The sequence below is a fragment of the Kocuria sp. KKT182 genome (assembly GCF_055635395.1).
Genome location: NZ_CM145757.1, coordinates 1777381 through 1799189 on the forward strand (window position 1 = coordinate 1777381; position 21809 = coordinate 1799189).

Sequence of the window (21809 nt, forward strand, 5' to 3'; positions counted from 1 at the left end):
CGGCCCCCGCTTCATTCCCGTCCGGGAAGTGACAATGGGCTCATGCGCAGATACCTCAAGGACGCCGGCGTGCACGCCGAGATCACCCCGGACGGCTTCACCGAGGGCGGGTTCGTGCTCTCCATCGGCGGGGCCGAGCAGTCCCACGTGGACCTCGCCCGCCCCGGGGAGATCTTCTACGAGTACCTGCGGCGGATCGGCGGCGTCGTCGACGTGGTGGCGGCGCCGGGTGCGCCGGTCACCGCGGTCCACCTGGGCGCCGGGGCCCTGACGCTCGCCCGGTACGTGGCCGCGACCCGGCCCGGCTCCGCGCAGGTGGCCGTGGAGCTGGAGCGGGAGCTGCCCGCGTTCGTGCTCGAGGCGCTGCCCCTGCCCGCGGGGGCGGACGTGCGCGTCGTGATCGACGACGCCCGGGCGGCCCTGCCGGACGTCGTCGCCCCCGGGACCGCGGACCTCGTGGTCCTCGACGTCTTCTCGGGCCGGGACGCTCCCGCCCACCTCACGGAGCCGTCCTTCTACGCCGAGGCCGCCGGGCTGCTGGCGCCCGGCGGGGTGCTGGTCGTCAACGTGGGCGACGATCCCGGGCTGGGGTTCTTCGCCGGGCAGGCGCGGGCGATGCGGGAGGCGCTGGCGGACGTGTGGTGCCTGGCCGAGGAGCGGCTGCTCACGGGGCGCTACCCGGGCAACCTGGTCCTCGTGGGCGGGCGCCGGGCCCTGCCCCGGGAGTGGGCGGACGCCTTCGCCGCCGCCGGACCGCACCCGGCGGGCGTGCTGGACGGCCTCGGCCTGGAGGAACTGCTCCACCGCCTGTAGCGTGGATCACACCACCGAGCCGAGGAGCGTGCTGTGAGCACCGCCGAGAACACCGCAGAGAGCACCGCCACGAACACCACCGCGAACATCCCCGGGAACACCGCCGGGGACACCGCCGGGGACACCGCCGTCCTGGAGTCCGTCCCCGCCGTCGAGGGCGAGACGTTCTCCCGGGTGGCCCTGACGCCGGCCGCCGTGGAGCTGCTCGGGACGCTGCGGGGGATCCACGGGCGGCTGATGTTCCACCAGTCCGGCGGGTGCTGCGACGGCTCCGCGCCCATGTGCTACCCGGCCGGGGACTTCCTCACCGGCCCGGCGGACGTGCTGCTGGGCGTATTCACGCTGCCCGGTGACCCGGCCACGGCCGAGCTCGAGTTCTGGATGTCCCGCGAGCAGTTCGAGTACTGGAAGCACACCCTCCTCACGGTGGACGTGGTGGAGGGCCGCGGCTCCGGGTTCTCGGTGGAGGCGCCGGAGGGCAAGCGCTTCCTGATCCGCTCGGTGCTCATGCAGGATCCGGCCGGCTCCTGAGCCGGCCCTGCTCGTCGAAGGACGGGCCCCGGTCGTGGACCGGGAAGGTGGTGAAGGCCGGGACCTCGTAGGGGTGGGCCCCGGCCATCGCCCGCAGCACGCGCTCGCGCTCGGCGGCCGGATACAGCGTCTCGATGCGGACCTCGTCGACCTCCTGGGGCCGGCCGACCTCCCCGATCACGGGGTGCGCCCCCGGCAGCGGCGTGAACCGCCCGGTGCCGCGGCTCACGAACGCGGTGTGGGAGTAGTTCCCGGCCCGTCCCGCCCCGGCCTCGCCCAGGGCCTGCAGGACCTGCTCGGCGTGGGTGGCGGGGACGAAGACGACCAGGCAGTGCTGCTCGCCGCTCGGGGGCTCAGTGCTCATGGGGGGCGCAGACCTCCGGTTCGTCGTGGTCGGCGGGCTCCAGCTGGATCGTGGAGTGCTGGACGGACACGGGGAAGTGCTCGGCCACGCACTGCTGGATCCGGCCCAGCGCCTCCGCGGAGCCGCCGGAGTAGAAGTACTCCTCCTCGAGCACCACGTGGGCGGTGAGCACGGGCAGGTCCGAGGAGATCCGGGTCGCGTGCAGGTCGTGGACCTCCACCACGTGCGGGAGCTCGAGGATGTGCCCGCGGACCTCGTCCATGTCGAGCCCGGGGGGCACGCTCTCCATGAGCACGGACAGGGACTCCACGAGCAGCCGGACGGTGCGGGGCACGATGAGCGCCCCGATGAGCAGCGCCACCACGGCGTCCGCCTGCACCCAGCCGGTGAGGGTGATGACCACGGCCGCGACGATCACGGCGACCGAGCCCAGTGCGTCGTTGAGCACCTCGAGCATCGCCGCGCGCAGGTTCAGGTTCGAGCGCCGGCCCCCGAAGAGCACGGCCATCGCCACGAGGTTGCCGGCCAGGCCCAGGGCGCCGAAGACCAGCATCTCGGCCGAGGCCACCGGGTGCGGCTCGAGGAACCGGCGCACGCCCTCCACGAGGACGAACAGCCCGACGGCCAGCAGCACCCCGGCCTGCAGGGCCGCGGCCACGATCTCCGCGCGGCGCCAGCCCCACGTGCGCCGGGCGCTGGGCGGGCGCAGGGTCAGCTGCGCGGCGATCAGCGCGAGCAGCAGCCCGCCCGCGTCCGTGAGCACGTGGGCGGTGTCGATGAGGAGCGCCAGGGAGCCCGTCCACAGGGCTCCGACCAGCTGGACGACGAACAGCGCCGCGGTGATCCCGAAGGCGGTGGCGATCCGCCACCGGTCGGTCCCGGGGCCGGCGTGCGAGTGCCCGGGCCCGTGGTCGTGCTCCGCGCGTCCGCGGTCCCCGGCGTGGTCGTGAGCCATGCCCCCATCGTAGAACGCGGGCGGGGGCGCGGCGTCGCGGCTCAGCCGGTGACGAACCCGCGGAACTCCCCGGTGGCGGGGCCGTAGTGGGAGTCCACCTTCATCACGGCGCCGGGCGTGCCGCCGCCGTTGAGGGCCTTGAGCAGGTCCCGCACGGCGTGCCGGGGGCCCTCGGCGATCACCCCCACGGTGCCGTCCGCGTTGTTCACCGCCGAGCCGTGCAGGCCCAGCCGCTCCGCGTGGCGCGCGGTCCACCAGCGGAACCCGACGCCCTGCACGGAGCCGTGCACCACGGCGGTCAGGCGCAGGACCTCCTCGAGGTCCAGCCGTTCGGGGTCCCGCCCGGCGGTGGCTCCCTGGTGGATCGGGGGCAGGCTCACAGGTCCACCACCGTGGACTGGCCGGGGTCGATCTGCTCCCCGGTGGCGCGGGCCCTGGCCCAGCGCAGCGCGGTGGCGACCGTCCCGGGGCTGCGCCAGTGCTCGGCGGTCTCCGTGCGCACGCGCAGCACCACGAGCCCGGGTGTGGCGGGCCCGTCCGGGTAGTACGCCTTCAGCGCGTCGGACCACAGCCCCTCGAGCACCTGCCGGTCCTCGACCACCTCGGCGGCGCCGGAGATCGAGACCCATTCGTGGTCCCCCACGAACGCGACGTTGACGGCGTCGTTGGCCGCCACGTCCCGGACCGAGGAGGTGTCCCGGCTGGTGAAGAAGTTGAGGTCCTCCCCCGGGGCCACGTCGACCACGGTCATCGGGCGGCTGACGAGCTTGCCGGTGGCCTCGCGGGTGCTGAGCATGCCGACGCGGGTGCGGTTCACGAACTCGACGATGTGCTGGATGTCATCCTGGTGGGTGCTCATGTGGTCAGATTAGGGAACGACCGGGCCTCGTGGCACGGCCGGGCCCGGGAATTCATCATGGGCGGAACCGCTTGTCGTGCGCCGGCGCGCCGGAACGGCCCGGCCGGCCCGCGAGAAGGACGAGAGGACGAGAGCAGGACCATGGACGACACACAGGTCTCGGAGCAGACCGCGGAGAGCACGACGGAGAGCACCACCGGGGCGCTCAGCGCCCAGGACCGGATCGAGATCGCCGAGATCCTGAGCTTCTCCTCGCACCTGCTGGACAACCGCCAGTGGGACATGTTCGGGGAGGTGTTCGTGCCGGGAGTCCGCCTCAGCGCACCGCAGGGGGAGTTCGACGGCCCGGCGGGCGTGCGGCGCTTCGTCGAGTCCGTCGATCTCGCCCGCTTCCCCGCCACGCACACCCTGAACTCGATCGTGGAGGCCGTGGACGCGGACACCGCCGTGTGCTGGTCCAGGATGCTGCTGCTGACGTGGGACCGGAGGGTGGCCTGCGGCGACTACATCGACACGTTCCGGCGCACCGCCGACGGGTGGCGGATCGAGCGGCGCACCGTGGCGCCCCGCAACGACTCCGCCTCCGCGGCGCTCGCCGAGGGCGGCTACGCGCCGGCCCCGCACGCCTACGCGATGTTCGACGACGCCGTGCTCGCGGCCGCCGACCGGGCCCGCCGGTGAGCCCCGCACCGGGCGCGGGGTGGGACCGGGTGCCCGCCGCCGACGCGCTCGAGATCGGCACCGTCCTGAGCCGGTGCGCCCGGGTGGTGGACGCCCGCGCCTGGCCGGACCTGGACCGGGTGTTCACCGGGGACGCCGTCGTCGTCTCCCCGGGCGGGACCGCGCGCGGGCCCGCGGAGATCGCCGAGCGGACCCTGGCCGAGACCCGGGACCCCCACCTGGTCACCGACACGGTGCTGCGCCGGCTCGCCCCGGACCGGGTGCGGGCCTGGAGCAAGTGGCTGGTGGTGTGCGCCGACGGGACCGCGCTGGGCGGGGACCAGCTGGACCTGTTCGTGCGCACCCCGGACGGCTGGCGGATCGCCGAGCGCCGCATCGCCGCCCTGGACGCGCCCGGCCCCGGCACGACCGGGCCCGGCGCGACCGCACGCGTCCTGGGGACGGCCGACTTCCTGGCCTAGGAACCCTGCGCCGTTCCTGGTCAGGGGCCCTGCGGCGAGGGGCGGCCGCCGCGCCCGGGGTCCCGGTGCGCGGCGGCCGCCCCTCGTGCGGTGCGCTCAGGCGGTCACGGCTGCACCTCGAGCGCCTCGGTGATGAGCGTGTGGCCGTCGGAGAACTCGATGGTCTTCCCGATGGTCGAGGGGTCGTCCAGCACGGCCGCGACCACGAGCGCCACGTTGGCCCGCGAGGTCCGGTGCTCGCCGTCCCGCTCGCCCGCGGACACGTCGATCCTGCCGGTCGCCTCGTCCTCGGTGAGGGCGCCGGGGCCCACGACCGTCCAGTCGAGCGAGGAGGCGCGCAGGTGGTCGTCGGCGTCGGCCTTGGCCTGGGCATAGGCGTGGAAGGGGTCGTCCTCGGGGACGCCGTGGTCCTGGCCGGCGCCGAAGTAGGAGACCATGACGAAGCGCTTGGCGCCGGCCATCACGGCCGCGTCCATCGCGCGGATCGCCGCGTCCCGGTCCACGGCGTAGGTGCGCTCGGGGCTGCCGCCGCCGGCGCCGGCGCTCCACACGACGGCGTCCTGGCCCTCGAGCAGGTCCGCGAGCTGGGCGACCGACAGCTGCTCCACGTCGGCCACCACGGGGGACGCGCCGGTGTTCTCGACGTCGTCCGTGTGGTCGGGGTTGCGGAAGATGCTCGTGACGTCGTTGCCGCCGGTCTTGAGCAGCTGGGCGAGAACGAGGGCGACCTTGCCGTGGCCGCCGATGATGGCTGTGCGGGACATGGATGTGCTCCTTGGGGTGGTGAGGGGACGTGGTGTTCTCCCCCGACGCTAGCCCCCTCCCGGCCGCAGGTACACGGCTCACGCGGAGGGCGAAACCGGGAATGCGCCCGGCCCCGGCGTCCGGCGCCGGCGTCCGGCGCCGCGGACGCCTCGGGTAGCCTCGACGGGACCCCTGTTCCCGACCGGAGGCTGCCCCGTGCTGATCTTCCAGCTCCTGCTGACCGCGATCGCCCTCGTCCTGCTGGTCGTCGCCCTGATCGACGGCGCATGGACGCTCGCGCTCATCGCCGCCATGATGCTGATGATCGCGGTGTCCGGCGTGTTCATCGCCTACCGCCGGGAGAAGCACCTGGGCCGGCGCTGAGCGCCCCCGCTCCTCCCCCGGGCCGCTGCGGGGCTACTCGGCGGCGTCCTCGATGCCGGTCACGGCGGTGAGGATGAACACCGAGTCCTCCAGGGCCACCACGGAGTGCCGCTCCGCGGGGATCACGTGCAGGTGTCCGGCCCCGAGCACCAGGTCCTCGCTCGAGGAGACCCGGATCCGCCCGTGCAGCACCTGCAGGCTCCCGGCGTAGGGGGCGTTGTGCTCCGCGAGCACCGCCCCCTCCTTGAGGGCCAGGAGGGTCTGGCGCAGCACCTTCTGGTGCAGGAGCTGCTCGGCGCTGCGCCCGTGCGGGGCGTGGCGTGCCTCGTTCAGGTGCTGCAGGGCGATCTCGTTCAGGTGCTGCATGGTTCTCCTCCTGGGTAGGTGATCCGGTCTCCGTCGACCACGGCGAAGTCCCGCAGCGTCGCGGGGGTCAGCTTGCCGGGGCCCATGATGTGCTGCACGTCGTGCCCGCGCACCAGCAGGGCCTCGGCCACGAGCGAGCGGTGGCAGCGCCACCAGACGGCCTCCGCGCACATGATCGCGACCACGCGGTCCTCGGCCAGGCGCTCGAGCCCGGCCAGCGCGGCCCGGAACTCGTCGGTCAGCATGTGGTCGGCGTAGCCGCGGAAGGACTCGTTGCGCCAGGCGGTGTTGACCGAGTCCTTCGAGGTGGGGCGCAGCCCGCCAAGGCCCTTGCAGTAGCTGTGCCCGATGCCGGCCTCCGCGAGCGTGCCCGGCAGCGCGTCGAGGTCGAACTGCGGGTTCTTCCGCGAGCGCGGCACCGTGCGGATGTCGACGAGCTGCTGCACCCCGGACTCCCGCAGCAGCGCCACGAACTCCTCGGCGGAGCGGGTGGAGTGGCCCACGGTGTAGACGGTGTGCGCGGTCATGTCCCCACCCTACTGACCGGGCACGGAGGCCTCCCCGTCCCGACACGGCCCGCTCCGCGGGAGCCGGCCCGGGCCGTCACGACCCGCCGGAGCCGGCCTCGGTCCAGCGGGCGGACCCGCCCGGGGTCCGGCGGCCGACGGCCGCCCGGGAGTTCCACGCCTCGTGGTCGGCCATGGTGAAGCGCCGGCCTGTCACGGCGGTCGGGACGATGCGGACGAACTGGTCCTTCATCCCCTCCTGCCACGGGAACAGGGGCAGCTGCAGGGCCTCCATCAGGGCGTGGCCCGGCCGGACGCTCTCGGCGCCGCCCTTGACGATCACGCTCCACGCCGTGGCGGTCGCCGGGTCGTGCCCGTCGATCTCGAGGGCCACCGCCAGGCCCCCGAGCGCGCCGCTCACCTTCGTGCCCAGGCCCGAGCGGAACACGATCGTCCCGCGGTCGACCACGTAGTTGATCGGGAAGATCTCCGGCGCCCCGTCCACCACGACGGCCAGCCGGGCGACGCCGTCCGCCCGCAGCCGGTCCCAGCAGTCCTCGGGGGCGAGCTCCTCCACGTCCTTGCGGTACCACTCCACCGTCGGCCCCTTCCGTGCTCCTCGGCCGCCCGGGGGTGCCCGGCCGCCACCTCCAACCTACGGTGCCGCCGCCGCCGGGGGAACAGGACCGGCCCGCGCTGCGGCGCCCGGTCCGGGACGTGGGAGAATCGGGGCCATGAGCGTGGTGATCGCGGGATGCGGAGACCTGGGCACGGAGATCGGGCTGCGGCTGGCCGGGCAGGGGCACGAGGTGCTGGGCCTGCGCCGCCGTGCGGAGCTGCTGCCGCCGCCCCTGACCGGGATCGCGGTGGACCTGAGCACCGAGGTGCCCGAGCTGCCGGGCGACGTCGAGCTGCTGGTCGTGGCCACCGCCGCGGACGGGCGGACGCCGGAGGCCTACCGGGCGGCCTACGTCGACGGCCTGCGCCACCTGTTCGACGGGCTGCGCGCCGCCGGGGCCCTGCCCCGGCGCGCCCTGCTGGTCTCCTCGACCGCCGTGTGCGGGGACGCCGACGGCGGGGAGGTCACCGAGGACACCCCGCCGGACCCCTCGACCCCGACCGCGCGCATCCTGCTGGAGGCCGAGGAGCTGTTCCACGAGCAGTTCCCGCACGGCACGGTCCTGCGGCTGTCCGGGATCTACGGGCCGGGCCGGACGCGGCTGATCGACAAGGTGCGCTCCGGGGACGGTGCCGCCGGGGCGGCCTGGACCAACCGCATCCACCGCGACGACGCGGCGGCGGCGGCCGTGCACCTGCTGACCATGGATGCGCAGCCGCTCACGCTGTACCTGGGCACGGACGACGAGCCCGTGCCCGAGCTCGAGGTCCTCGAGTTCCTGGCGCAGGAGCTCGGCGTCCCCCGGCCCGAGGACGTCCCGGAGGCGGACGCGCCGCGCCGGGGCTCGAAGCGGCTGTCCAACCGGCGGCTGCGGGAGTCCGGCGTCGAGCTGCGCCACCCCACGTACCGGGAGGGCTACCGGGCGGTGCTCGCCGGGGAGGGCGTGCGCCACCCCTGACCGGCGCCGACCCGCAGGACGACGTCGCGCACCTCGTAGGCGGCGATCAGCTCGACCCACGAGACCCGCGGCGGGTGCGCGAACTCCAGGGGCAGCCGCAGCAGGCGCTGCAGGAAGACGTCGGTCTCCTGAATCGCGAGGAACCCGCCCGGGCACCGGTGGGCGCCGTCCCCGAAGGACATCGCCTCGGGCCGGATCCCGCGCGGCCGGGACCGTTCCGGGCACAGCTGCCGGGCGTCCTCCCCCAGGGCCTGCTCGTCGGTGTTCGCCTGGCGGACGTAGAGGTCGAGCAGCGCCCCGGCGGGCACCTCGTGGCGCTCGTCCCCGTCCTCCAGGACCAGCTCCCGCGTGGTCCGGCGGTAGAGGTGGCCCACCACCGGTTCCAGGCGCAGGATCTCGTGCAGGATCCCGTGCCGGGCCGGCTCGTCGGCCGCGAGGTACTCCTCCCGCAGCCGGTCGTCCTCCAGCAGGTGCCAGGCGGCCACCGCGATGAACTCGCGGGTGGTGGCCATGCCGGCGGCCGCGTAGGTGAGGCACTCCACGAGGATCTCCCGGTCCGTGTAGTCCTCCGCGAGCAGGTGGGACACGACGTCCTCCTGCGGCTGACGGCGCCGGGCCCGGATGGCCGGGCGCACGTCCCGGAGCTGGAAGGCGGTCATCGCCCACATCGGCCGCAGGGCCCCGGCGACGGCGCCCAGACGAGCGGGGAGCCGGCGCCGCGGGGAACCGGCGGAGCCGGTCACGGGGCCGCTGAAGAAGCGCTCCAGGCGCCGGGACATCCCGTCGATGTCCGAGTTCGTCAGCCCCACCACCTGGGCGGCGACCTCCACGGAGTAGCGCAGCGTGATCGCGGACAGCTCGGCCCCGCCGTCCTGCCGGATCCGCTCGACCAGCTCGTCGGCGCGCTCCTCCATCAGGGCCCGGTAGCGGCGGCTCACCGCGGCCGGGGTGAAGAACCTCGCGGTGGCGGTGCGCTGGCGCCGGTGCTCCGGACCGTCCGCGTAGAGCACGGGCGGGTGGTCGCCGGTCAGGCCCTGCCGGGCGGTCTCCGCGCTGAAGCCGGCCTGGACCGTGCCGTCGGCCTCCCGCAGCACCTGGCGGACCATCGGCAGGGAGCGGACGTGCCAGACGCCGTCGAGCACCTCCACCCGCGGCACGCTGCGCTCGCCGGGCGGGGCGGTCCGGCGCCGGTCGCCGTGCGGGACGGGGCAGCGGGTCTCGGGGCGGGCGTCGTCGCTCATGGGCTCATGCTAGTCCCGGGGTCGGACCGGTCCGGCGTGGACCGTCTCAGTTCCGCTCCGCCTGGTCGTTCTCGATCTGCGCGGTGGCGGGCAGCACCTGGGAGGACGAGGGCCCGTCCAGCACGACCAGCAGCACGCGCAGGTCGGCCCCGGAGAGGTAGGCGCCCACCAGGCGGTGGTTGGAGTCGAGTACCACGAGGAAGCCCTCGGTCCGGTACGCCGGGACGGTGAGCTGGACCGGCCCCGACTCCTCCGCGAACTCCTGGCGCATGTGGTCGATCTTGCCCTGCCGGTCCTCCGGCCACTGCTTCGCGGCCGCCTCGGCGAGGGTCAGCGGCCGGTGCTGCGGGTGCGACCACTCGCCCGGGTTGCCCTCGGGGTCCACGTGCCACACCGTGTAGAGGTCGGCGAGCTCCTCCCGGGACGAGATCACGAGGTCCTCGATCCGGGAGTTCTCGTCGTCCACCGCACCCCAGTCGAGCCAGGCCCGGATGTCGTCGCCGAACAGGGTCTTGAAGTCCGAAACGTCCATGCCGTCATCTCAGCAGACTTGTGCGCTCACCGCCACAGTGACGCCGGGCCGGACGCTCAGGAGCCCTCGGAGCTCCCCCGGGCCGGGCGCGCCGCCGCCTCGGGCCGGACGTTGAACGCCGAGGCGGAGCGGTCGGCGGGCTCGGTCGGGAACACCGTGTGCCCCTCCGCCCACTTGTGCCGCGCGTAGGAGTGCAGCCGGTCCGCGAACGGCCCGTCCCGCCACTCCAGGTAGGGCATGTCCTGGCTCGCGTCGAGCAGGAAGTAGCTGCTGAACGCCCGGATCACCTGCGGCGCGCCCTGGCCCGCCGCCGGCTCCTCCGCCGCGGCAGGATCCCCGAGCACCAGGAAGATCGGGGCTCCGGGCAGGCCGTCGTAGACCCGCACCTCCAGGCGTTCGGCCACCACGGGGTCGAGCTCGCCGAGGGCCCGGAGCTGGTGGACCAGCGTGTCGAAGCTGCGCCGCAGGTCCATGGGCGAGAGACCGTAGTGGTGGCGGATCTCGCGGAGCCGGGACGCGAGCGCGGGCGACTTCGGGTCGAGGACCAGCAGCCGGACGCGGACCCCGGCGTCGAGCGCCTTGTGGATCGCGTCCAGGTCGCCGGCCAGGGTCAGCGGGAAGGTGTCCATCCACCACAGCTCCTGGCCGGGGCGCACGCCCCGGAGCACGTCGACCGCGTCGAGCTCCTCGCGGACCCCCACGAGGCCGAGCCGGTCGTCGCGGGCCGCCGTCGGCGCGGGGACCGGGGGACGCTGCGCCTCGACGGGCCCGGAGCCGTGCCAGCGCGCCAGCCCGGCGTCCAGGAGCAGCCCCACACCGCCCACGGTGAGCAGGACGGCCCCGGCGTCGAGGAGCACCTCCGACCACGCCCGTCCGGCCACCAGGGCGACGACGACGAGCGCCGCGCCGAGGCCGGCCAGCACGACCGGCGCCGTGACCGGGCGCCGCTGCGGCACGGTGCGTGCGGCGGCGCGCCACCCGTCACCCCCGGCCCGGTCCTGGGTAGCACTGCGGATCTCCAGCACGGGACTCCCCCTCCTCGAGCGGCTCTGCTCCCACCCTGGCACGGCTCCTGAACTGGGCGTTAGCACCCCGGGCACCGGGGCTTTTTGTGACAGCCGGTGCGCCGCGCCCGTCCGGCGCTCCGTCCCCACTTCTGCGGCACCGCACCCCACCATGCGTTTGCATATCTAAACTCGGAGTCGGGCGGGTGGGGAACGGCGTCACGACCGCTTCCCCGCCCCGGGGACCGCCCCCACGCCCAGCAGCTGACCGCACCGGCCGCGCTGCCCCCTCCTGCGGAAGGCACCTCTCTTGACCACGACACTCCGGGACCGCCTCGGCGACCGTCACAACCGCCTCAACGCCCTCCGCCTGGGTCTGGCGTCCCTGGTGATCGTCGGGCACACCTGGCCGCTGACCGGCGCGGACGGCCCGAGCCTCGAGGTCCTGTCCGACGTGGCCGTCAACGGCTTCTTCGTGCTCAGCGGCTACCTCATCGCGGAGAGCAGGGTGCGGACCACGCTGGTGCCCTACCTCTGGCGGCGGTTCCTGCGCATCTACCCGGCCTTCCTGGTGAGCCTGCTCTTGGTGGCCGCCGTCTTCGCGCCGCTCGCGGCCGCGCTCGAGGGCACGTCGCTCGACGTGGCCTCCGCCGCCGGCTTCGTGCTGAACAACGCCGACCTGCGAATCTCGCAGTGGGGCATCGACGGGACCCTGGTCCGGGTACCGGCCCCGGACTCCTGGAACGGCTCGCTCTGGACGCTGTTCCACGAGGCCCTCGCCTACCTGCTGATCGGGCTCGTCCTCAGCCTCGCCGTCGCGGCGCGGCACGCCCGGTGGGTGCTGCCGGGGCTGTTCCTCGTCGTGCTCGTCCTGCGCCCCCTGGTCGAGGGCCCGCTGGAGGTCACGAGCCACCTCTGGCTCAACGGCGCCCGGCTGGTGGGCTACTTCCTGGCGGGCGCGGCGGTCTGGGCCTGGGCGGGGACGTGGCGGCCCACCTGGGTGCACGTCGCGGGGGCGGGCGTCGTCTACGCCGTGCTCACGGACCAGGGCTGGGCGGACCTGTACGGGCAGCTGCCGCTCGCCGTGCTGCTCCTCGGCCTCGGCGCCGCCCCGTCCCGGAACTGGACCACCCGCACCGACCTCTCCTACGGCGTCTACATCTACGCGTACCCGGTGCAGCAGCTCCTCGTGCTGCTCGGCACGGCGTCGTGGGGCGTCGCCGTCAACTCCCTGCTCGTCGTCCTGCTGACGCTGCCCCTGGCGCTGCTGTCGTGGACGCTTGTCGAGAAGCCCGCCCTGCGGGCCAAGGCGTGGCTCGACCCCCGCGACCGGCCCGACCGGCGGGTCCCCTCCGCCGGCGCGCAGAACCCCTCGCCCGCGGCCGTGGAGGGACGCCGTCCGGAGTGACCGCGCCGGCTCCCGCCCCCGCCGCCCGGCCGGCGCGCCCGGGACCCCCGGGCCGCCTTGTCCGGCACCGGGGCGGTGCCTACCGTGAGGAGCAGGCGGGCGCGACGCCGCCGGCCCCGACCCGTCAGGAGCACCCATGGACACCCCGGTGATCGAGGCCCGCGGGCTCGTCAAGACCTTCGGCCCCACCGCGGCCCTGGACGGCTTCGACCTCACCGTGGCGCCGGGGCAGGTCGCGGGCTTCCTCGGTCCCAACGGCTCGGGGAAGTCCACGGCGATCCGGGTGCTGCTGGGCCTGCTCCGGGCGGACGCGGGCACGGCCACCGTCCTCGGCCTGGACGCCTGGCGGGACGCCGTGCAGATCCACCGCCGCACCGCCTACGTCCCCGGGGACACGAACCTGTGGCCCAACCTGACCGGGGGCGAGATCGTGGACCTGCTCACCGGCATCCGCGGCGGACGGCGGCGGCGCCGCCGCCGCGACGAGCTCGTCGAGCGCTTCGAGCTCGACCCCACGAAGAAGGCCCGCAGCTACTCCAAGGGCAACCGGCAGAAGGTGGCCCTGGTCGCCGCCCTGAGCGCCGAGGCGGAGCTGTACGTCCTGGACGAGCCGACCTCCGGGCTGGACCCCCTCATGGAGGCCGTGTTCACGGACGAGGTGCGCCGGCTGAGCGGGCAGGGCAGCACGGTCCTGCTCTCGAGCCACATCCTGGCGGAGGTCGAGAAGCTGTGCGACACCGTGACCATCATCCGCGCCGGACGGGACGTGGAGAGCGGCACCCTCGCCCAGCTGCGCCACCTGACCCGCTCCGCCGTCACGGCCACGACCTCCGCCGGACCCGGCCGCCTGGGTGGGCTGCCGGGCGTGCACCACCTCGTGCACGAGGACGGGAGGCTGGGCTTCGACGTCGACGACGCCCGGGTCCCCGAGGTGCTCCGGGCGCTCGCGGACCTGGGCGTGCAGAACCTGACCGTCACCCCGCCCTCGCTCGAGGAGCTCTTCCTGCGCCACTACGGCGACCGCCCGGCCGAGCCCGCCGCCCCGGGCGGGACCGGGCGCGGCGCCGGCCGGGACGTGCGGGCGCCCCGATGAGGACCGCCGAGCCGTGGGCCGCGACCGGCCGGCTGTTCCGGCTCAACCTGCGCCTGGACCGGGTCCGGATCCTCGTGTGGGTGCTCGCGCTCACCGGCACCGTGTCCGCGACGGTGCTCGCCCTCGAGGAGACGTTCCCGGACGGCGAGGCCCGCCAGGCCCGGGCGGCCCTGCTGGACAACCCGTCCGCCGTGATGATGACCGGCCCGGCCTTCGGCGCGGACGACTACACGCTGGGCGCCATGACGGTCAACGAGCTGAGCCTGTCGGTGCTCGTGGCGACGGCGATCATGAGCATCCTGCTCGCGAGCCGGCACGTGCGGGCCGAGGAGGAGTCCGGGCGGCTCGAGGTCGTCCGTGCGCTGCCGGTGGGCCGCTTCGCCCCGGCGGCGGCCGCCCTGGGTGCGGTCGCCGTGGCGGACGCGGCGGTCGGCGCCGGGATCACCGCCGGGCTCTTCGCGGCGGGCCTGGGCGGGGTCGACGCCGTGGCGTGGGGCGTGGCCACGGCGCTCACCGGCCTGGTCTTCGGGGCCGTGGCGGCCGTGACCGCCCAGCTCACCGAGCACGCACGGGCCGCCTCCGGCACGGCGATGGCCGTGCTCGGCGCGGCCTTCCTGGTGCGCGGGATCGGGGACGTCGTCGAGCCCACCGGCTCGTGGCTGTCCTGGTTCTCGCCGATCGCCTGGGCCCAGCAGACCCGGCTCTACGTGGACCTGCGCTGGTGGCCGCTGGCGCTCTCGGCGGCACTCACGGCGGCGCTGCTGGTGGCGGCCGTGCTGCTGGCCCAGCGGCGGGACCTGGGCGCCGGGCTGCGGCCGGCACGCCCCGGGCCCGCGGCGGCCGGGGCGGGCCTGCTCTCCGCGACCGGGCTGGCGCGACGGCTGCTGCGCGGCACGTTCCTGGGGTGGACCGCCGGGCTCGTCCTCTTCGGTTTGGCCTTCGGCTCGCTGGCCGACTCGCTGGAGGACAGCATCGCGGACATCCCGTCGATCACCGACTGGCTCGTGATGGACCTCGACGCCCTCACCGAGTCCTTCGCCGCCGCGACGCTGTCCTACCTCGCGCTCGGGGTGGTCGCGTTCGCCGTCTCGGGCGTGCTGCGCCTGCGCTCCGAGGAGGAGTCCGGCCGCACGGCCCTGCTCCTCTCGACGGGCCTCGACCGGGTGCGCTGGGTGCTCGGCTGGCTCGCCGTGGTCGTGGTGGAGGCCCTCCTGGCCCTGCTGCTGGCCGGGGCCGCGCTGGGCGCCGGGGTCACCGCCACCACCGGGGACCTGCGCTGGACCGGCGAGCTCGCCCTGGCGGCCCTGGCCTACGCCCCGGCCGTGCTCGTGGTGGCGGGGGTCGCCGCCGCCCTGGTGGGACTCGTCCCGCGGTTCGCCGCGCTGAGCTGGGCCGTGGTCGCGTACGTGGTCTTCGTCTCGTGGTTCGGCCTGCTGCTCGACCTGCCGGAGGCGGCGATGAACCTCTCCCCCGTGCAGCTGACGCCGCTCGTGCCCTCCGAGGACTGGGAGGCCGCTCCGCTGCTGGGTCTCGCCGCGCTGGCGCTCGCCCTCCTGGCCGCGGCCGCCGCCGGGTTCCGCCGCCGGGACCTCGTGGCCTGAGCCGCGGGGCCGGCACCGACGCAGGGGCGCTCCCGGACGGCCGTCGCTTCCGACGGTCGTCCGGGAGCGCCCCCGCGGTACCCGCGGAACCGGGCGGTTCCGCGGCGGGCCGGTCGCCCGGCGGCGCTGATCAACCGGCGAAGAGCGTGAGAGCCTCCCGGTTGAAGGCCTCGAGGTCACCGGGGTTGCGGGAGGTGACGAGGCGTCCGTCGACGACGACCTCCTCGTCCACCCAGTCCGCCCCGGCGTTCTTCAGGTCCGTGGCCAGGGAGGTGTAGGACGTGAGCCGCTTGCCCTGCGCGAGCCCGGCCTCGATGAGGATCCACGGGGCGTGGCAGATGGCCGCGATCGGCTTGCCCGCGGCGTCGAACTCCTTGACCAGGCGCAGGGCGTCCTGGTCCGTGCGCACGGTGTCCGCGTTGAGGGTGCCCCCGGGCAGGACCAGCGCGTCGAAGTCCTCGGCCTTCGCCGCGGCGAGGGTGCCGTCGACGTCGTAGCTGCCGGCGCGGTCCCAGTCCCCCTGCATCGCCGTGATGGTGCCCTCCTCCGGGGACAGGAGCACGGGGGTGCCGCCGGCCTCCTGGACGGCCTTCCACGGCTCGGTGAGCTCGGGCTCCTCGACGCCGTTCGTGGCGATGAACGCGATCTTCTTGCCGGTGATGTCGGTGGTCATGGACTGCCTCCTGGGTGCGGTGGATCTGTGGATGGGGTGGATCTGTGGATGGGGTGGATCTGTCCGTTCGGTGGACCTGCGGCTCCGGTGGAGCCGCCGGTCCGGCGGAACCGTGCCGGGTCGCCGCGGCCGCTACTGCGACCGGAGTCCGCCGAGGACGTCGAGCGCCGCCCGCAGCCGGACGCCGGCGTCGTCGGCGACCTCCTGCACGGCGGGGCTGCCGCTGAGCTGGACCATGGTCTGCGGGTCGATGGCCTCGACCGTGGAGGAGCCGGCGTCCGCGCCGCGGCGCACCACCACGTTGCAGGGCAGGAGCGCGCCGAGCTGGGGCTCCGCGGTCAGGGCCTTGCTGGCGAGCCCGGGGTTGCAGGCGCCGAGGATGACGTAGTCGCCCACGCCCTCGGCGGCCTCGGCGCCGAGCTTCTTCTCGAAGGTGGCGCGCACGTCGATCTCGGTGAGGATGCCGAAGCCCTCCTCGGCCAGGGCGGCCCGCGTCCGCTCGACCGCCTCCGCGTAGGGCAGCGGGACAACGACGGCGTTGGTGCAGCTCATGCTTGCGCTCCTTCTCGGTCCGGGCTCCTGCTCAGGACTCCACTGTTGGCACGCGGGGCGCGGAAAGGGAAGTGCGGGACGGCCGGGTTCTCGCTGGGCGATACCGGCGCCCGGCCTCGATACCCCCGGGGGTAGTTGAATACCCCGGGGGGTATCTGCCATACTCGGAACGAACGCCGGGCGGAGCACCCGGCACCCCTCCACGGCCTGACCACCCGCCCCGGCCGGCGGGAAGCAAAGGACACGCACCATGACCGTCCCCCTCGTACTGACCCTCCTGCTGTCGGTGCTGATCGGGCTCTCGCTCGGTCTGCTCGGCGGCGGCGGATCCATCCTCACCGTCCCGATCCTCACCTACGTCGCCGGGCTGGACCCCAAGGAGGCCATCGCGGCCTCCCTGTTCGTCGTCGGGGTGACGTCGGCCGTCAGCGCCGTCAACCACGCCCGCAACCGGCGCGTGAAGTGGCGCACCGGGCTCGTCTTCGGCGCGGCCGGCATGGCCGGGGCCTTCCTGGGCGGCCTGGCCGGCGGCTACATCCCCGGCACCGTGCTGATGGTCGCCTTCGCCCTGATGATGGTCGCGACCTCCCTGGCCATGATCCGCGGCCGCAAGAACAGCACCGCGACACCCCACGACGGTGAGCTGCCGGTCGGCAAGGTCGTCGCCGAGGGCCTGGTCGTGGGCCTGGTCACCGGCCTGGTGGGGGCCGGCGGCGGGTTCCTCGTCGTCCCGGCCCTGGCCCTGCTGGGCGGGCTGTCCATGCCCGTGGCCGTGGGCACCTCCCTGGTGGTCATCGCGATGAAGTCCTTCGCCGGGCTCGCCGGCTACCTCACCACGGTCTCCCTGGACTGGGCCCTGGTGGGTGCGGTGACCGTCGCCGCGGTCGCCGGCTCGTTCGCCGGGGCGCGGCTGGCCGGGCGCATCCCCGAGGCCGCACTGCGCAAGGGCTTCGGCATCTTCGTCCTGGTCATGGGCGTCTTCGTCCTGGTCCAGGAGCTGCCCGGCGCGGCCGGGATCGCCGTCGGGATCACTGCCGCTGTCGCGGCCCTGGCCGCCACGGTCTGCTGGTTCGCGGTCCCGAGGTGCCCGCTGCGCACGCCCCTCACGGCCTGACCCTCGCCCTCTTCTTCCCACCGTTTCCGCACACCGTCCGCTACGACCGATTCCGAGATCACCGACCGAGAACCCCGACCAAGGAGGTCCCCATGGCCACCATCGACATCACCGAAGCCGACTTCGCCCCCACCATCGAGTCCAACGACATCGTCCTCGTGGACTTCTGGGCGAGCTGGTGCGGCCCCTGCCGCATGTTCGCCCCGACCTACGAGGCCGCCTCCGCCAAGCACCCGGACGTCGTCTTCGCCAAGGTCGACACCGAGGCCGAGCAGCGGCTCTCCGCCGCCGCCGGCATCAGCTCCATCCCCACCCTGATGGCCTTCCGCGAGGGCGTGCTCGTGTTCTCCCAGCCGGGCGCCCTGCCCGCCGCCGGGCTCGAGCAGGTCATCCCCGCGGTCAAGGGCCTCGACATGGCCGAGGTCCACGCCGAGCTCGCCCGGCAGCGGGCCGGGCAGCAGGCCTGAGCCGCGGCGCAGGTCCCCGGCACGTCGCTTCCGCCGTGGCCCCGCCCCTGGAACACTCCCGTAACAACCCGCCGATACCGTCACCACGCCCCACGGCGCGCCGCGGGGCACCACCAAGGAGGAACGCACCATGGACGTCACCCTCATCGACACCCCCCAGCTCGGGGACCGCAGCTACCTCGTGCACGACGGGCAGGTGGCGCTGGTCATCGACGCCCAGCGCGACATCGACCGCCTCGAGGCCGCCGTGGAGCAGGCCGGGGTGAAGGTCACCCACGTGGCCGAGACGCACATCCACAACGACTACCTGACCGGCGGCTGCCTCTACGCCCGGAAGCACGGCGCGGCCTACCTCGTCAACGCCGCCGACGACGTCTCCTTCGAGCGCACCCCGATCGCCGACGGGGAGACCGTCCGGGTCGGCGAGCTCACCGTCAAGGCCGTGGCCACCCCCGGCCACACCCACCACCACCTGTCCTTCGTGGTGGAGCACGGCGAGGAGCAGGCCGTGTTCTCCGGCGGCAGCGTCCTCTACGGCTCCGTGGGCCGCACCGACCTGCTGGGCCGCGAGCACATGGTGGGCCTGACCCACGACCAGTACGCCTCCGCCCGCCGCCTCGCGGCCGAGGCGCAGGAGCAGGCCGCCCTGTACCCGACCCACGGGTTCGGCTCCTTCTGCTCCTCCGGCCCCGCCACCGGCGCGGACGAGTCCACCCTCGGCGAGCAGATCAGGACGAACCACGTCTACACCGATCCGGACGAGGAGCACTTCGTCGCCGAGCTCATCAGCAACCTCACGGCGTACCCGAACTACTACGTGCACATGGGCCCGGCCAACGCCGCCGGCCCCACCGAGCCGGACCTGTCCGTGCCCGACTCCCTGGACCCCGAGGAGCTGCGGTCCCGCCTGGAGGCCGGGGAGTGGGTGGTGGACCTGCGCCACCGGGTGGCCTACTCCGCCGAGCACCTGAAGGGCACGATCAGCTTCGAGTACGGCGACGGCTCCAGCTTCACCGCGTTCCTGGGCTGGATCTTCCCCTACGACCGGCAGCTGACCCTCGTGGGGTCGCGTGCGGACGTCGAGAACGCGATCCGGGACCTGTCGCGGATCGGCATCGACTCCCCCGACGCGGCGCTGGGCGAGGACCCGGAGAAGCTCGCCCCCGGGGCGGCCCGCTCCTCCTACCCGCGCGTCGACTGGAAGGGCATGCTCGAGGGGCGACCCGAGGACGAGACCGTCCTGGACGTCCGCCGGGTGGACGAGTACGAGCAGTCGCACCTCCCGGGCGCGGTCAACATCCCGCTGCACGAGCTGCTGCCCCAAATGGACGAGGTGCCCGCGGGCCGGCTGTGGGTGCACTGCGGCTCCGGCTACCGCTCGGGCGTGGCTGCGTCACTGCTCGAGCGCGCGGGCAAGGACCCGGTGCACATCGACGCCCTGTTCGCCGAGGCCGAGGAGGCCGGCGTGCCGCTCGAGAACTGACGCCGCCGCGGGGGCCGGTGCGCGCCCCCGGCCCCCGCGGCCCCTCCCCGAAGCCCGCCCCAGCCCAGCGAAAGGCCCGCCGTGAGCACCTCCCGCACCGTCCCCCCGTCCGTCGCCGGACGGCGCAGCGTCACCGTCATCGGCGCCGCGGTCGTCCTCCTGCACGTCGCGGGCTGGGGCGCGCTGCTCGCCCTCGCCCTGGGCACCGACACCCCCCAGGGGGGAACGGGACTGTTCGTGGGACTCGCCCTCAGCGCCTACGCCCTGGGCGTCCGGCACGCCTTCGACGCCGACCACATCGCCGCGATCGACAACGCGACGCGCTCGCTGATGGCGCGGGGCCGGGCGTCCGCGGCCACCGGCTTCTGGTTCGCCCTGGGCCACTCCTCGGTGGTCCTCGTCTCCGTGCTGCTGCTGGCCCTCGGCCTGGAGGCCTTCGCCGGCGGCCTCGCGGACGAGGGCTCCGGGCTGCGGCAGGCCGCGGGGATCTGGGGCGGCACCGTCTCCGGGCTGTTCCTCGTCACCGCCGGGGTGCTCAACCTCGCCGTGCTGCTCCGGCTTCGCCGGGCCCGCCGCACGGCGCGCACCGGCGCCCTGGACGCCGCCGAGCTGGACGCCCACCTCGCCGACCGGGGCGTGCTGCACCGCGTGCTGCACCCCGTGACCCGCATGGTGGACCGCCCGGCCAGGATGTACCCCGTCGGCCTCCTCTTCGGCCTCGGCCTCGACACGGCGGCCTCCATCGGGCTGTTCGTCATGGCCGGCGGGCTCGCCCCCGAGCTGCCCTGGTACGCGGTGCTCGTGCTGCCCGTGCTCTTCACCGCGGGCATGACGATGTTCGACAGCGCCGACGGCATCCTGATGAACCGGGTCTACGGCTGGGCCTCGGTGGACGCCCGCCGCCGGCTGAACTACAACGTCACGGTGACCACCGTCTCCGTCGTCATCGCCTTCGTGATCGGCGGGACGAGTCTGCTGTCCGTGCTCGCCGAGCTCCTGCAGCCGACCGGCGGCGCGCTCGCCCTCGTCGCGGCGATCGACCTCAACTTCCTCGGCATGGCCGTGATCGTGTTCTTCGGCGTCGTCTGGCTGGGCTCGAAGGGCCTGGACCGGATCCGCCGCGACGGACGACCGGTCCCTGTGCGAGGCTGATCGTCATGGTCCGACTCCTCCTGCTCGCCGACACGCACGTCCCCAAGCGCGCCCGCGACCTGCCCGCCGCGGTGTGGCGGGCCGTCGACGACGCCGAGGTGGTGCTGCACGCGGGCGACTGGATCGACCTCGCGACCCTCGACCGGCTCGAGGAGCGGGCCGCCCGCCTCGTGGGGGTCTGGGGGAACAACGACGGCCCGGAGCTGCGCGAACGGCTGCCCGAGGTGGCCCGCGAGACGCTCGGGGGCGTGCGCTTCGGGATGGTCCACGAGACCGGTGCCGCCGCCGGGCGGGAGGCCCGGATGGACCGGGCGTTCCCCGGCCTCGACGTCCTGGTCTTCGGCCACAGCCACATCCCGTGGGACAGCACCACCCCGGCGGGCCTGCGGCTGCTCAACCCCGGCTCCCCCACGGACCGGCGGCGCCAGCCGCACTGCACCTATCTGACGGCGGTCGCCGACGGCGGGCGGCTCACCGACGTGGAGCTCGTCCGCCTCCCGCCGCGCTGACGCCCCGCGGCACCGGCGCCGCCGGGCCGAGCGCTCAGAGCAGGCCCCGCAGCTGGTAGTAGCGCCGGCCCACCACGGTCCCGTTGACCCGGACGGCGGCCCACACCAGCACGAGCAGCAGCGCCACCAGCACGGCCGGGACGGGCACGAAGAGCGCCCACACCACCAGCGCCATGCCCGGGACGGCCAGCAGGATCGGCCAGGCGTACTGCACCATCTCCACCGCCATGTAGTCCTGCATCTCCCGCAGGACCGGGTCCCGCGGGACGGCGCCGCGGCGCACCGAGGTCCGCAGCCCCTTGCTCGCCCGGGCGCGGGCGTCCATGAGGTCGTTGCGGGGCGCGTCGTCCGCCCGGGTGAGCGAGAGGATGATGCCGCTGACCAGCAGGGCCGCCCCGCCCACCACGAGTCCCCACTGCACCGGGCTGAGCAGCCCCCTCTCGCCCAGGAGGAGCGCGGCCGCGATGCCGCCCAGCAGCCCGACCACCAGGCTCGCCACGACGGCCAGCACGATCCGGCGGGCCCAGACCGCGTCGAGCTCCCCGAGCCGGGGGATCTGCACGTGCGGGTGGTCGGCCCCGCTGAGCCGGATCTCCTCGTCCATGGCGCACCGTCCTCTCGTCGCCCCGTGCTGCTGCGCGGGCCCCTCCATTGTCCCGCGGCCCGGGCGCGCTGGCACGTCCGCCCCCGGGACAGACAGAAACCCCGGCCCCGGTCAGGTGCCCGGGGCCGGGGCTGC

The 21809-nt window shown here is 74.5% G+C and carries 28 protein-coding genes; 14 read left to right on the forward strand and 14 right to left on the reverse strand.

Annotated features, from left to right (window positions below; translation table 11 throughout):
* The first annotated feature begins 42 nt into the window (after positions 1-42).
* Both ACZ2G1_RS08160 and ACZ2G1_RS08165 read left to right on the forward strand, forming a co-directional pair.
* Positions 43-813 carry a spermidine synthase gene (locus ACZ2G1_RS08160; protein WP_290467824.1) on the forward strand — a complete coding sequence of 257 codons (771 nt, stop codon included), beginning with the start codon at positions 43-45 and terminating at the stop codon, positions 811-813.
* A gap of 87 nt (positions 814-900) precedes the next feature.
* Positions 901-1344, forward strand: a complete 444-nt coding sequence (locus ACZ2G1_RS08165) for a DUF779 domain-containing protein (RefSeq protein ID WP_031283030.1) — start codon at positions 901-903, stop codon at positions 1342-1344.
* Here the strand turns inward: ACZ2G1_RS08165 and ACZ2G1_RS08170 are convergent.
* The 4 genes from ACZ2G1_RS08170 to ACZ2G1_RS08185 are packed head-to-tail and all read right to left on the reverse strand — an operon-like array spanning position 1319 to position 3522.
* Complete coding sequence (locus tag ACZ2G1_RS08170) at positions 1319-1708, reverse strand: YqfO family protein (protein WP_017833482.1); 390 nt, start codon at positions 1706-1708, stop codon at positions 1319-1321. The genes ACZ2G1_RS08165 and ACZ2G1_RS08170 overlap by 26 nt on opposite strands.
* The gene (locus ACZ2G1_RS08175) at positions 1698-2663 is read right to left on the reverse strand and encodes a cation diffusion facilitator family transporter (protein ID WP_470377679.1); all 966 of its coding nucleotides are present in this window, start codon (positions 2661-2663) and stop codon (positions 1698-1700) included. The genes ACZ2G1_RS08170 and ACZ2G1_RS08175 overlap by 11 nt, the downstream gene beginning before the upstream one ends.
* Before the next feature lie 41 nt (positions 2664-2704).
* Positions 2705-3043 (reverse strand): acylphosphatase, encoded by a 339-nt coding sequence (locus ACZ2G1_RS08180; protein ID WP_017833480.1) that lies wholly within the window; start codon positions 3041-3043, stop codon positions 2705-2707.
* The gene (locus tag ACZ2G1_RS08185) at positions 3040-3522 is read right to left on the reverse strand and encodes a pyridoxamine 5'-phosphate oxidase family protein (protein WP_017833479.1); all 483 of its coding nucleotides are present in this window, start codon (positions 3520-3522) and stop codon (positions 3040-3042) included. The genes ACZ2G1_RS08180 and ACZ2G1_RS08185 overlap by 4 nt, the downstream gene beginning before the upstream one ends.
* Before the next feature lie 141 nt (positions 3523-3663).
* Between ACZ2G1_RS08185 and ACZ2G1_RS08190 the strand changes: the two genes are divergently transcribed.
* Both ACZ2G1_RS08190 and ACZ2G1_RS08195 read left to right on the forward strand, forming a co-directional pair.
* Positions 3664-4203, forward strand: a complete 540-nt coding sequence (locus ACZ2G1_RS08190; protein ID WP_229587862.1) for a nuclear transport factor 2 family protein — start codon at positions 3664-3666, stop codon at positions 4201-4203.
* Positions 4200-4664: a nuclear transport factor 2 family protein gene (locus ACZ2G1_RS08195; protein ID WP_176337384.1), complete on the forward strand. Its 465-nt coding sequence runs from the start codon at positions 4200-4202 to the stop codon at positions 4662-4664. Before ACZ2G1_RS08190 ends, ACZ2G1_RS08195 begins: the two co-directional genes overlap by 4 nt.
* A gap of 104 nt (positions 4665-4768) precedes the next feature.
* Here ACZ2G1_RS08195 and ACZ2G1_RS08200 read toward each other — a convergent pair whose 3' ends face one another.
* On the reverse strand, positions 4769-5428 hold the full coding sequence (locus tag ACZ2G1_RS08200; RefSeq protein ID WP_095650337.1) for an SDR family oxidoreductase: 660 nt from the start codon (positions 5426-5428) through the stop codon (positions 4769-4771).
* Between the two features lie 196 nt (positions 5429-5624).
* Here ACZ2G1_RS08200 and ACZ2G1_RS08205 point away from each other — a divergent pair, with 196 nt between their 5' ends.
* A complete protein-coding gene (locus ACZ2G1_RS08205) occupies positions 5625-5792 on the forward strand; it encodes a hypothetical protein (RefSeq protein ID WP_017833475.1) in 168 nt (55 codons plus the stop codon).
* A gap of 33 nt (positions 5793-5825) precedes the next feature.
* Here ACZ2G1_RS08205 and ACZ2G1_RS08210 read toward each other — a convergent pair whose 3' ends face one another.
* The 3 genes from ACZ2G1_RS08210 to ACZ2G1_RS08220 all read right to left on the reverse strand — a co-directional run bounded on the left by ACZ2G1_RS08210 (position 5826) and on the right by ACZ2G1_RS08220 (position 7262).
* Positions 5826-6158 carry a cupin domain-containing protein gene (locus ACZ2G1_RS08210; RefSeq protein WP_017833474.1) on the reverse strand — a complete coding sequence of 111 codons (333 nt, stop codon included), beginning with the start codon at positions 6156-6158 and terminating at the stop codon, positions 5826-5828.
* Complete coding sequence (locus tag ACZ2G1_RS08215; protein ID WP_017833473.1) at positions 6146-6685, reverse strand: DUF488 domain-containing protein; 540 nt, start codon at positions 6683-6685, stop codon at positions 6146-6148. The genes ACZ2G1_RS08210 and ACZ2G1_RS08215 overlap by 13 nt, the downstream gene beginning before the upstream one ends.
* 76 nt (positions 6686-6761) lie before the next feature.
* Positions 6762-7262: a pyridoxamine 5'-phosphate oxidase family protein gene (locus ACZ2G1_RS08220; RefSeq protein WP_017833472.1), complete on the reverse strand. Its 501-nt coding sequence runs from the start codon at positions 7260-7262 to the stop codon at positions 6762-6764.
* Positions 7263-7398: 136 nt separating this feature from the next.
* Between ACZ2G1_RS08220 and ACZ2G1_RS08225 the strand changes: the two genes are divergently transcribed.
* On the forward strand, positions 7399-8241 hold the full coding sequence (locus ACZ2G1_RS08225; RefSeq protein WP_017833471.1) for an SDR family oxidoreductase: 843 nt from the start codon (positions 7399-7401) through the stop codon (positions 8239-8241).
* Here ACZ2G1_RS08225 and ACZ2G1_RS08230 read toward each other — a convergent pair.
* The 3 genes from ACZ2G1_RS08230 to ACZ2G1_RS08240 are packed head-to-tail and all read right to left on the reverse strand — an operon-like array spanning position 8199 to position 11039.
* Positions 8199-9482 carry a cytochrome P450 gene (locus ACZ2G1_RS08230; protein WP_470377680.1) on the reverse strand — a complete coding sequence of 428 codons (1284 nt, stop codon included), beginning with the start codon at positions 9480-9482 and terminating at the stop codon, positions 8199-8201. The genes ACZ2G1_RS08225 and ACZ2G1_RS08230 overlap by 43 nt on opposite strands.
* Before the next feature lie 46 nt (positions 9483-9528).
* Positions 9529-10014, reverse strand: coding sequence for a hypothetical protein (locus tag ACZ2G1_RS08235; RefSeq protein WP_017833469.1), 486 nt, complete (start codon positions 10012-10014; stop codon positions 9529-9531).
* A gap of 56 nt (positions 10015-10070) precedes the next feature.
* Positions 10071-11039, reverse strand: a complete 969-nt coding sequence (locus ACZ2G1_RS08240) for a DUF5919 domain-containing protein (protein ID WP_470377681.1) — start codon at positions 11037-11039, stop codon at positions 10071-10073.
* 289 nt (positions 11040-11328) lie between these two features.
* Between ACZ2G1_RS08240 and ACZ2G1_RS08245 the strand changes: the two genes are divergently transcribed.
* The 3 genes from ACZ2G1_RS08245 to ACZ2G1_RS08255 all read left to right on the forward strand — a co-directional run bounded on the left by ACZ2G1_RS08245 (position 11329) and on the right by ACZ2G1_RS08255 (position 15120).
* Positions 11329-12426: an acyltransferase family protein gene (locus ACZ2G1_RS08245; protein ID WP_470377682.1), complete on the forward strand. Its 1098-nt coding sequence runs from the start codon at positions 11329-11331 to the stop codon at positions 12424-12426.
* 136 nt (positions 12427-12562) lie between these two features.
* Entirely contained in the window at positions 12563-13519 is a 957-nt protein-coding gene (locus tag ACZ2G1_RS08250; RefSeq protein ID WP_017833466.1) for an ABC transporter ATP-binding protein, read from the forward strand.
* Positions 13516-15120, forward strand: a complete 1605-nt coding sequence (locus ACZ2G1_RS08255) for an ABC transporter permease (protein ID WP_368827424.1) — start codon at positions 13516-13518, stop codon at positions 15118-15120. The genes ACZ2G1_RS08250 and ACZ2G1_RS08255 overlap by 4 nt, the downstream gene beginning before the upstream one ends.
* Before the next feature lie 130 nt (positions 15121-15250).
* Here the strand turns inward: ACZ2G1_RS08255 and ACZ2G1_RS08260 are convergent, their stop codons facing one another.
* Complete coding sequence (locus ACZ2G1_RS08260) at positions 15251-15793, reverse strand: type 1 glutamine amidotransferase domain-containing protein (RefSeq protein ID WP_017833464.1); 543 nt, start codon at positions 15791-15793, stop codon at positions 15251-15253.
* Positions 15794-15925: 132 nt separating this feature from the next.
* Positions 15926-16345 carry a DUF302 domain-containing protein gene (locus tag ACZ2G1_RS08265; RefSeq protein ID WP_470377683.1) on the reverse strand — a complete coding sequence of 140 codons (420 nt, stop codon included), beginning with the start codon at positions 16343-16345 and terminating at the stop codon, positions 15926-15928.
* Between the two features lie 250 nt (positions 16346-16595).
* On the opposite strand from ACZ2G1_RS08265, the gene ACZ2G1_RS08270 reads away from it, so the two are divergent.
* The 5 genes from ACZ2G1_RS08270 to ACZ2G1_RS08290 all read left to right on the forward strand — a co-directional run bounded on the left by ACZ2G1_RS08270 (position 16596) and on the right by ACZ2G1_RS08290 (position 21070).
* Positions 16596-17459 carry a sulfite exporter TauE/SafE family protein gene (locus tag ACZ2G1_RS08270; protein ID WP_470377684.1) on the forward strand — a complete coding sequence of 288 codons (864 nt, stop codon included), beginning with the start codon at positions 16596-16598 and terminating at the stop codon, positions 17457-17459.
* A 92-nt stretch (positions 17460-17551) separates the two neighbouring features.
* The gene (gene trxA / locus ACZ2G1_RS08275; protein WP_115163039.1) at positions 17552-17926 is read left to right on the forward strand and encodes a thioredoxin; all 375 of its coding nucleotides are present in this window, start codon (positions 17552-17554) and stop codon (positions 17924-17926) included.
* Positions 17927-18056: 130 nt separating this feature from the next.
* Positions 18057-19409, forward strand: a complete 1353-nt coding sequence (locus ACZ2G1_RS08280; RefSeq protein ID WP_272026166.1) for an MBL fold metallo-hydrolase — start codon at positions 18057-18059, stop codon at positions 19407-19409.
* Positions 19410-19490: 81 nt separating this feature from the next.
* Positions 19491-20561 (forward strand): HoxN/HupN/NixA family nickel/cobalt transporter, encoded by a 1071-nt coding sequence (locus ACZ2G1_RS08285; RefSeq protein ID WP_470377685.1) that lies wholly within the window; start codon positions 19491-19493, stop codon positions 20559-20561.
* Positions 20562-20566: 5 nt separating this feature from the next.
* Positions 20567-21070, forward strand: a complete 504-nt coding sequence (locus ACZ2G1_RS08290; protein ID WP_017833459.1) for a metallophosphoesterase family protein — start codon at positions 20567-20569, stop codon at positions 21068-21070.
* A 34-nt stretch (positions 21071-21104) separates the two neighbouring features.
* Here the strand turns inward: ACZ2G1_RS08290 and ACZ2G1_RS08295 are convergent, their stop codons facing one another.
* Positions 21105-21674: a hypothetical protein gene (locus tag ACZ2G1_RS08295; RefSeq protein ID WP_144835868.1), complete on the reverse strand. Its 570-nt coding sequence runs from the start codon at positions 21672-21674 to the stop codon at positions 21105-21107.
* Positions 21675-21809: the final 135 nt, after the last annotated feature.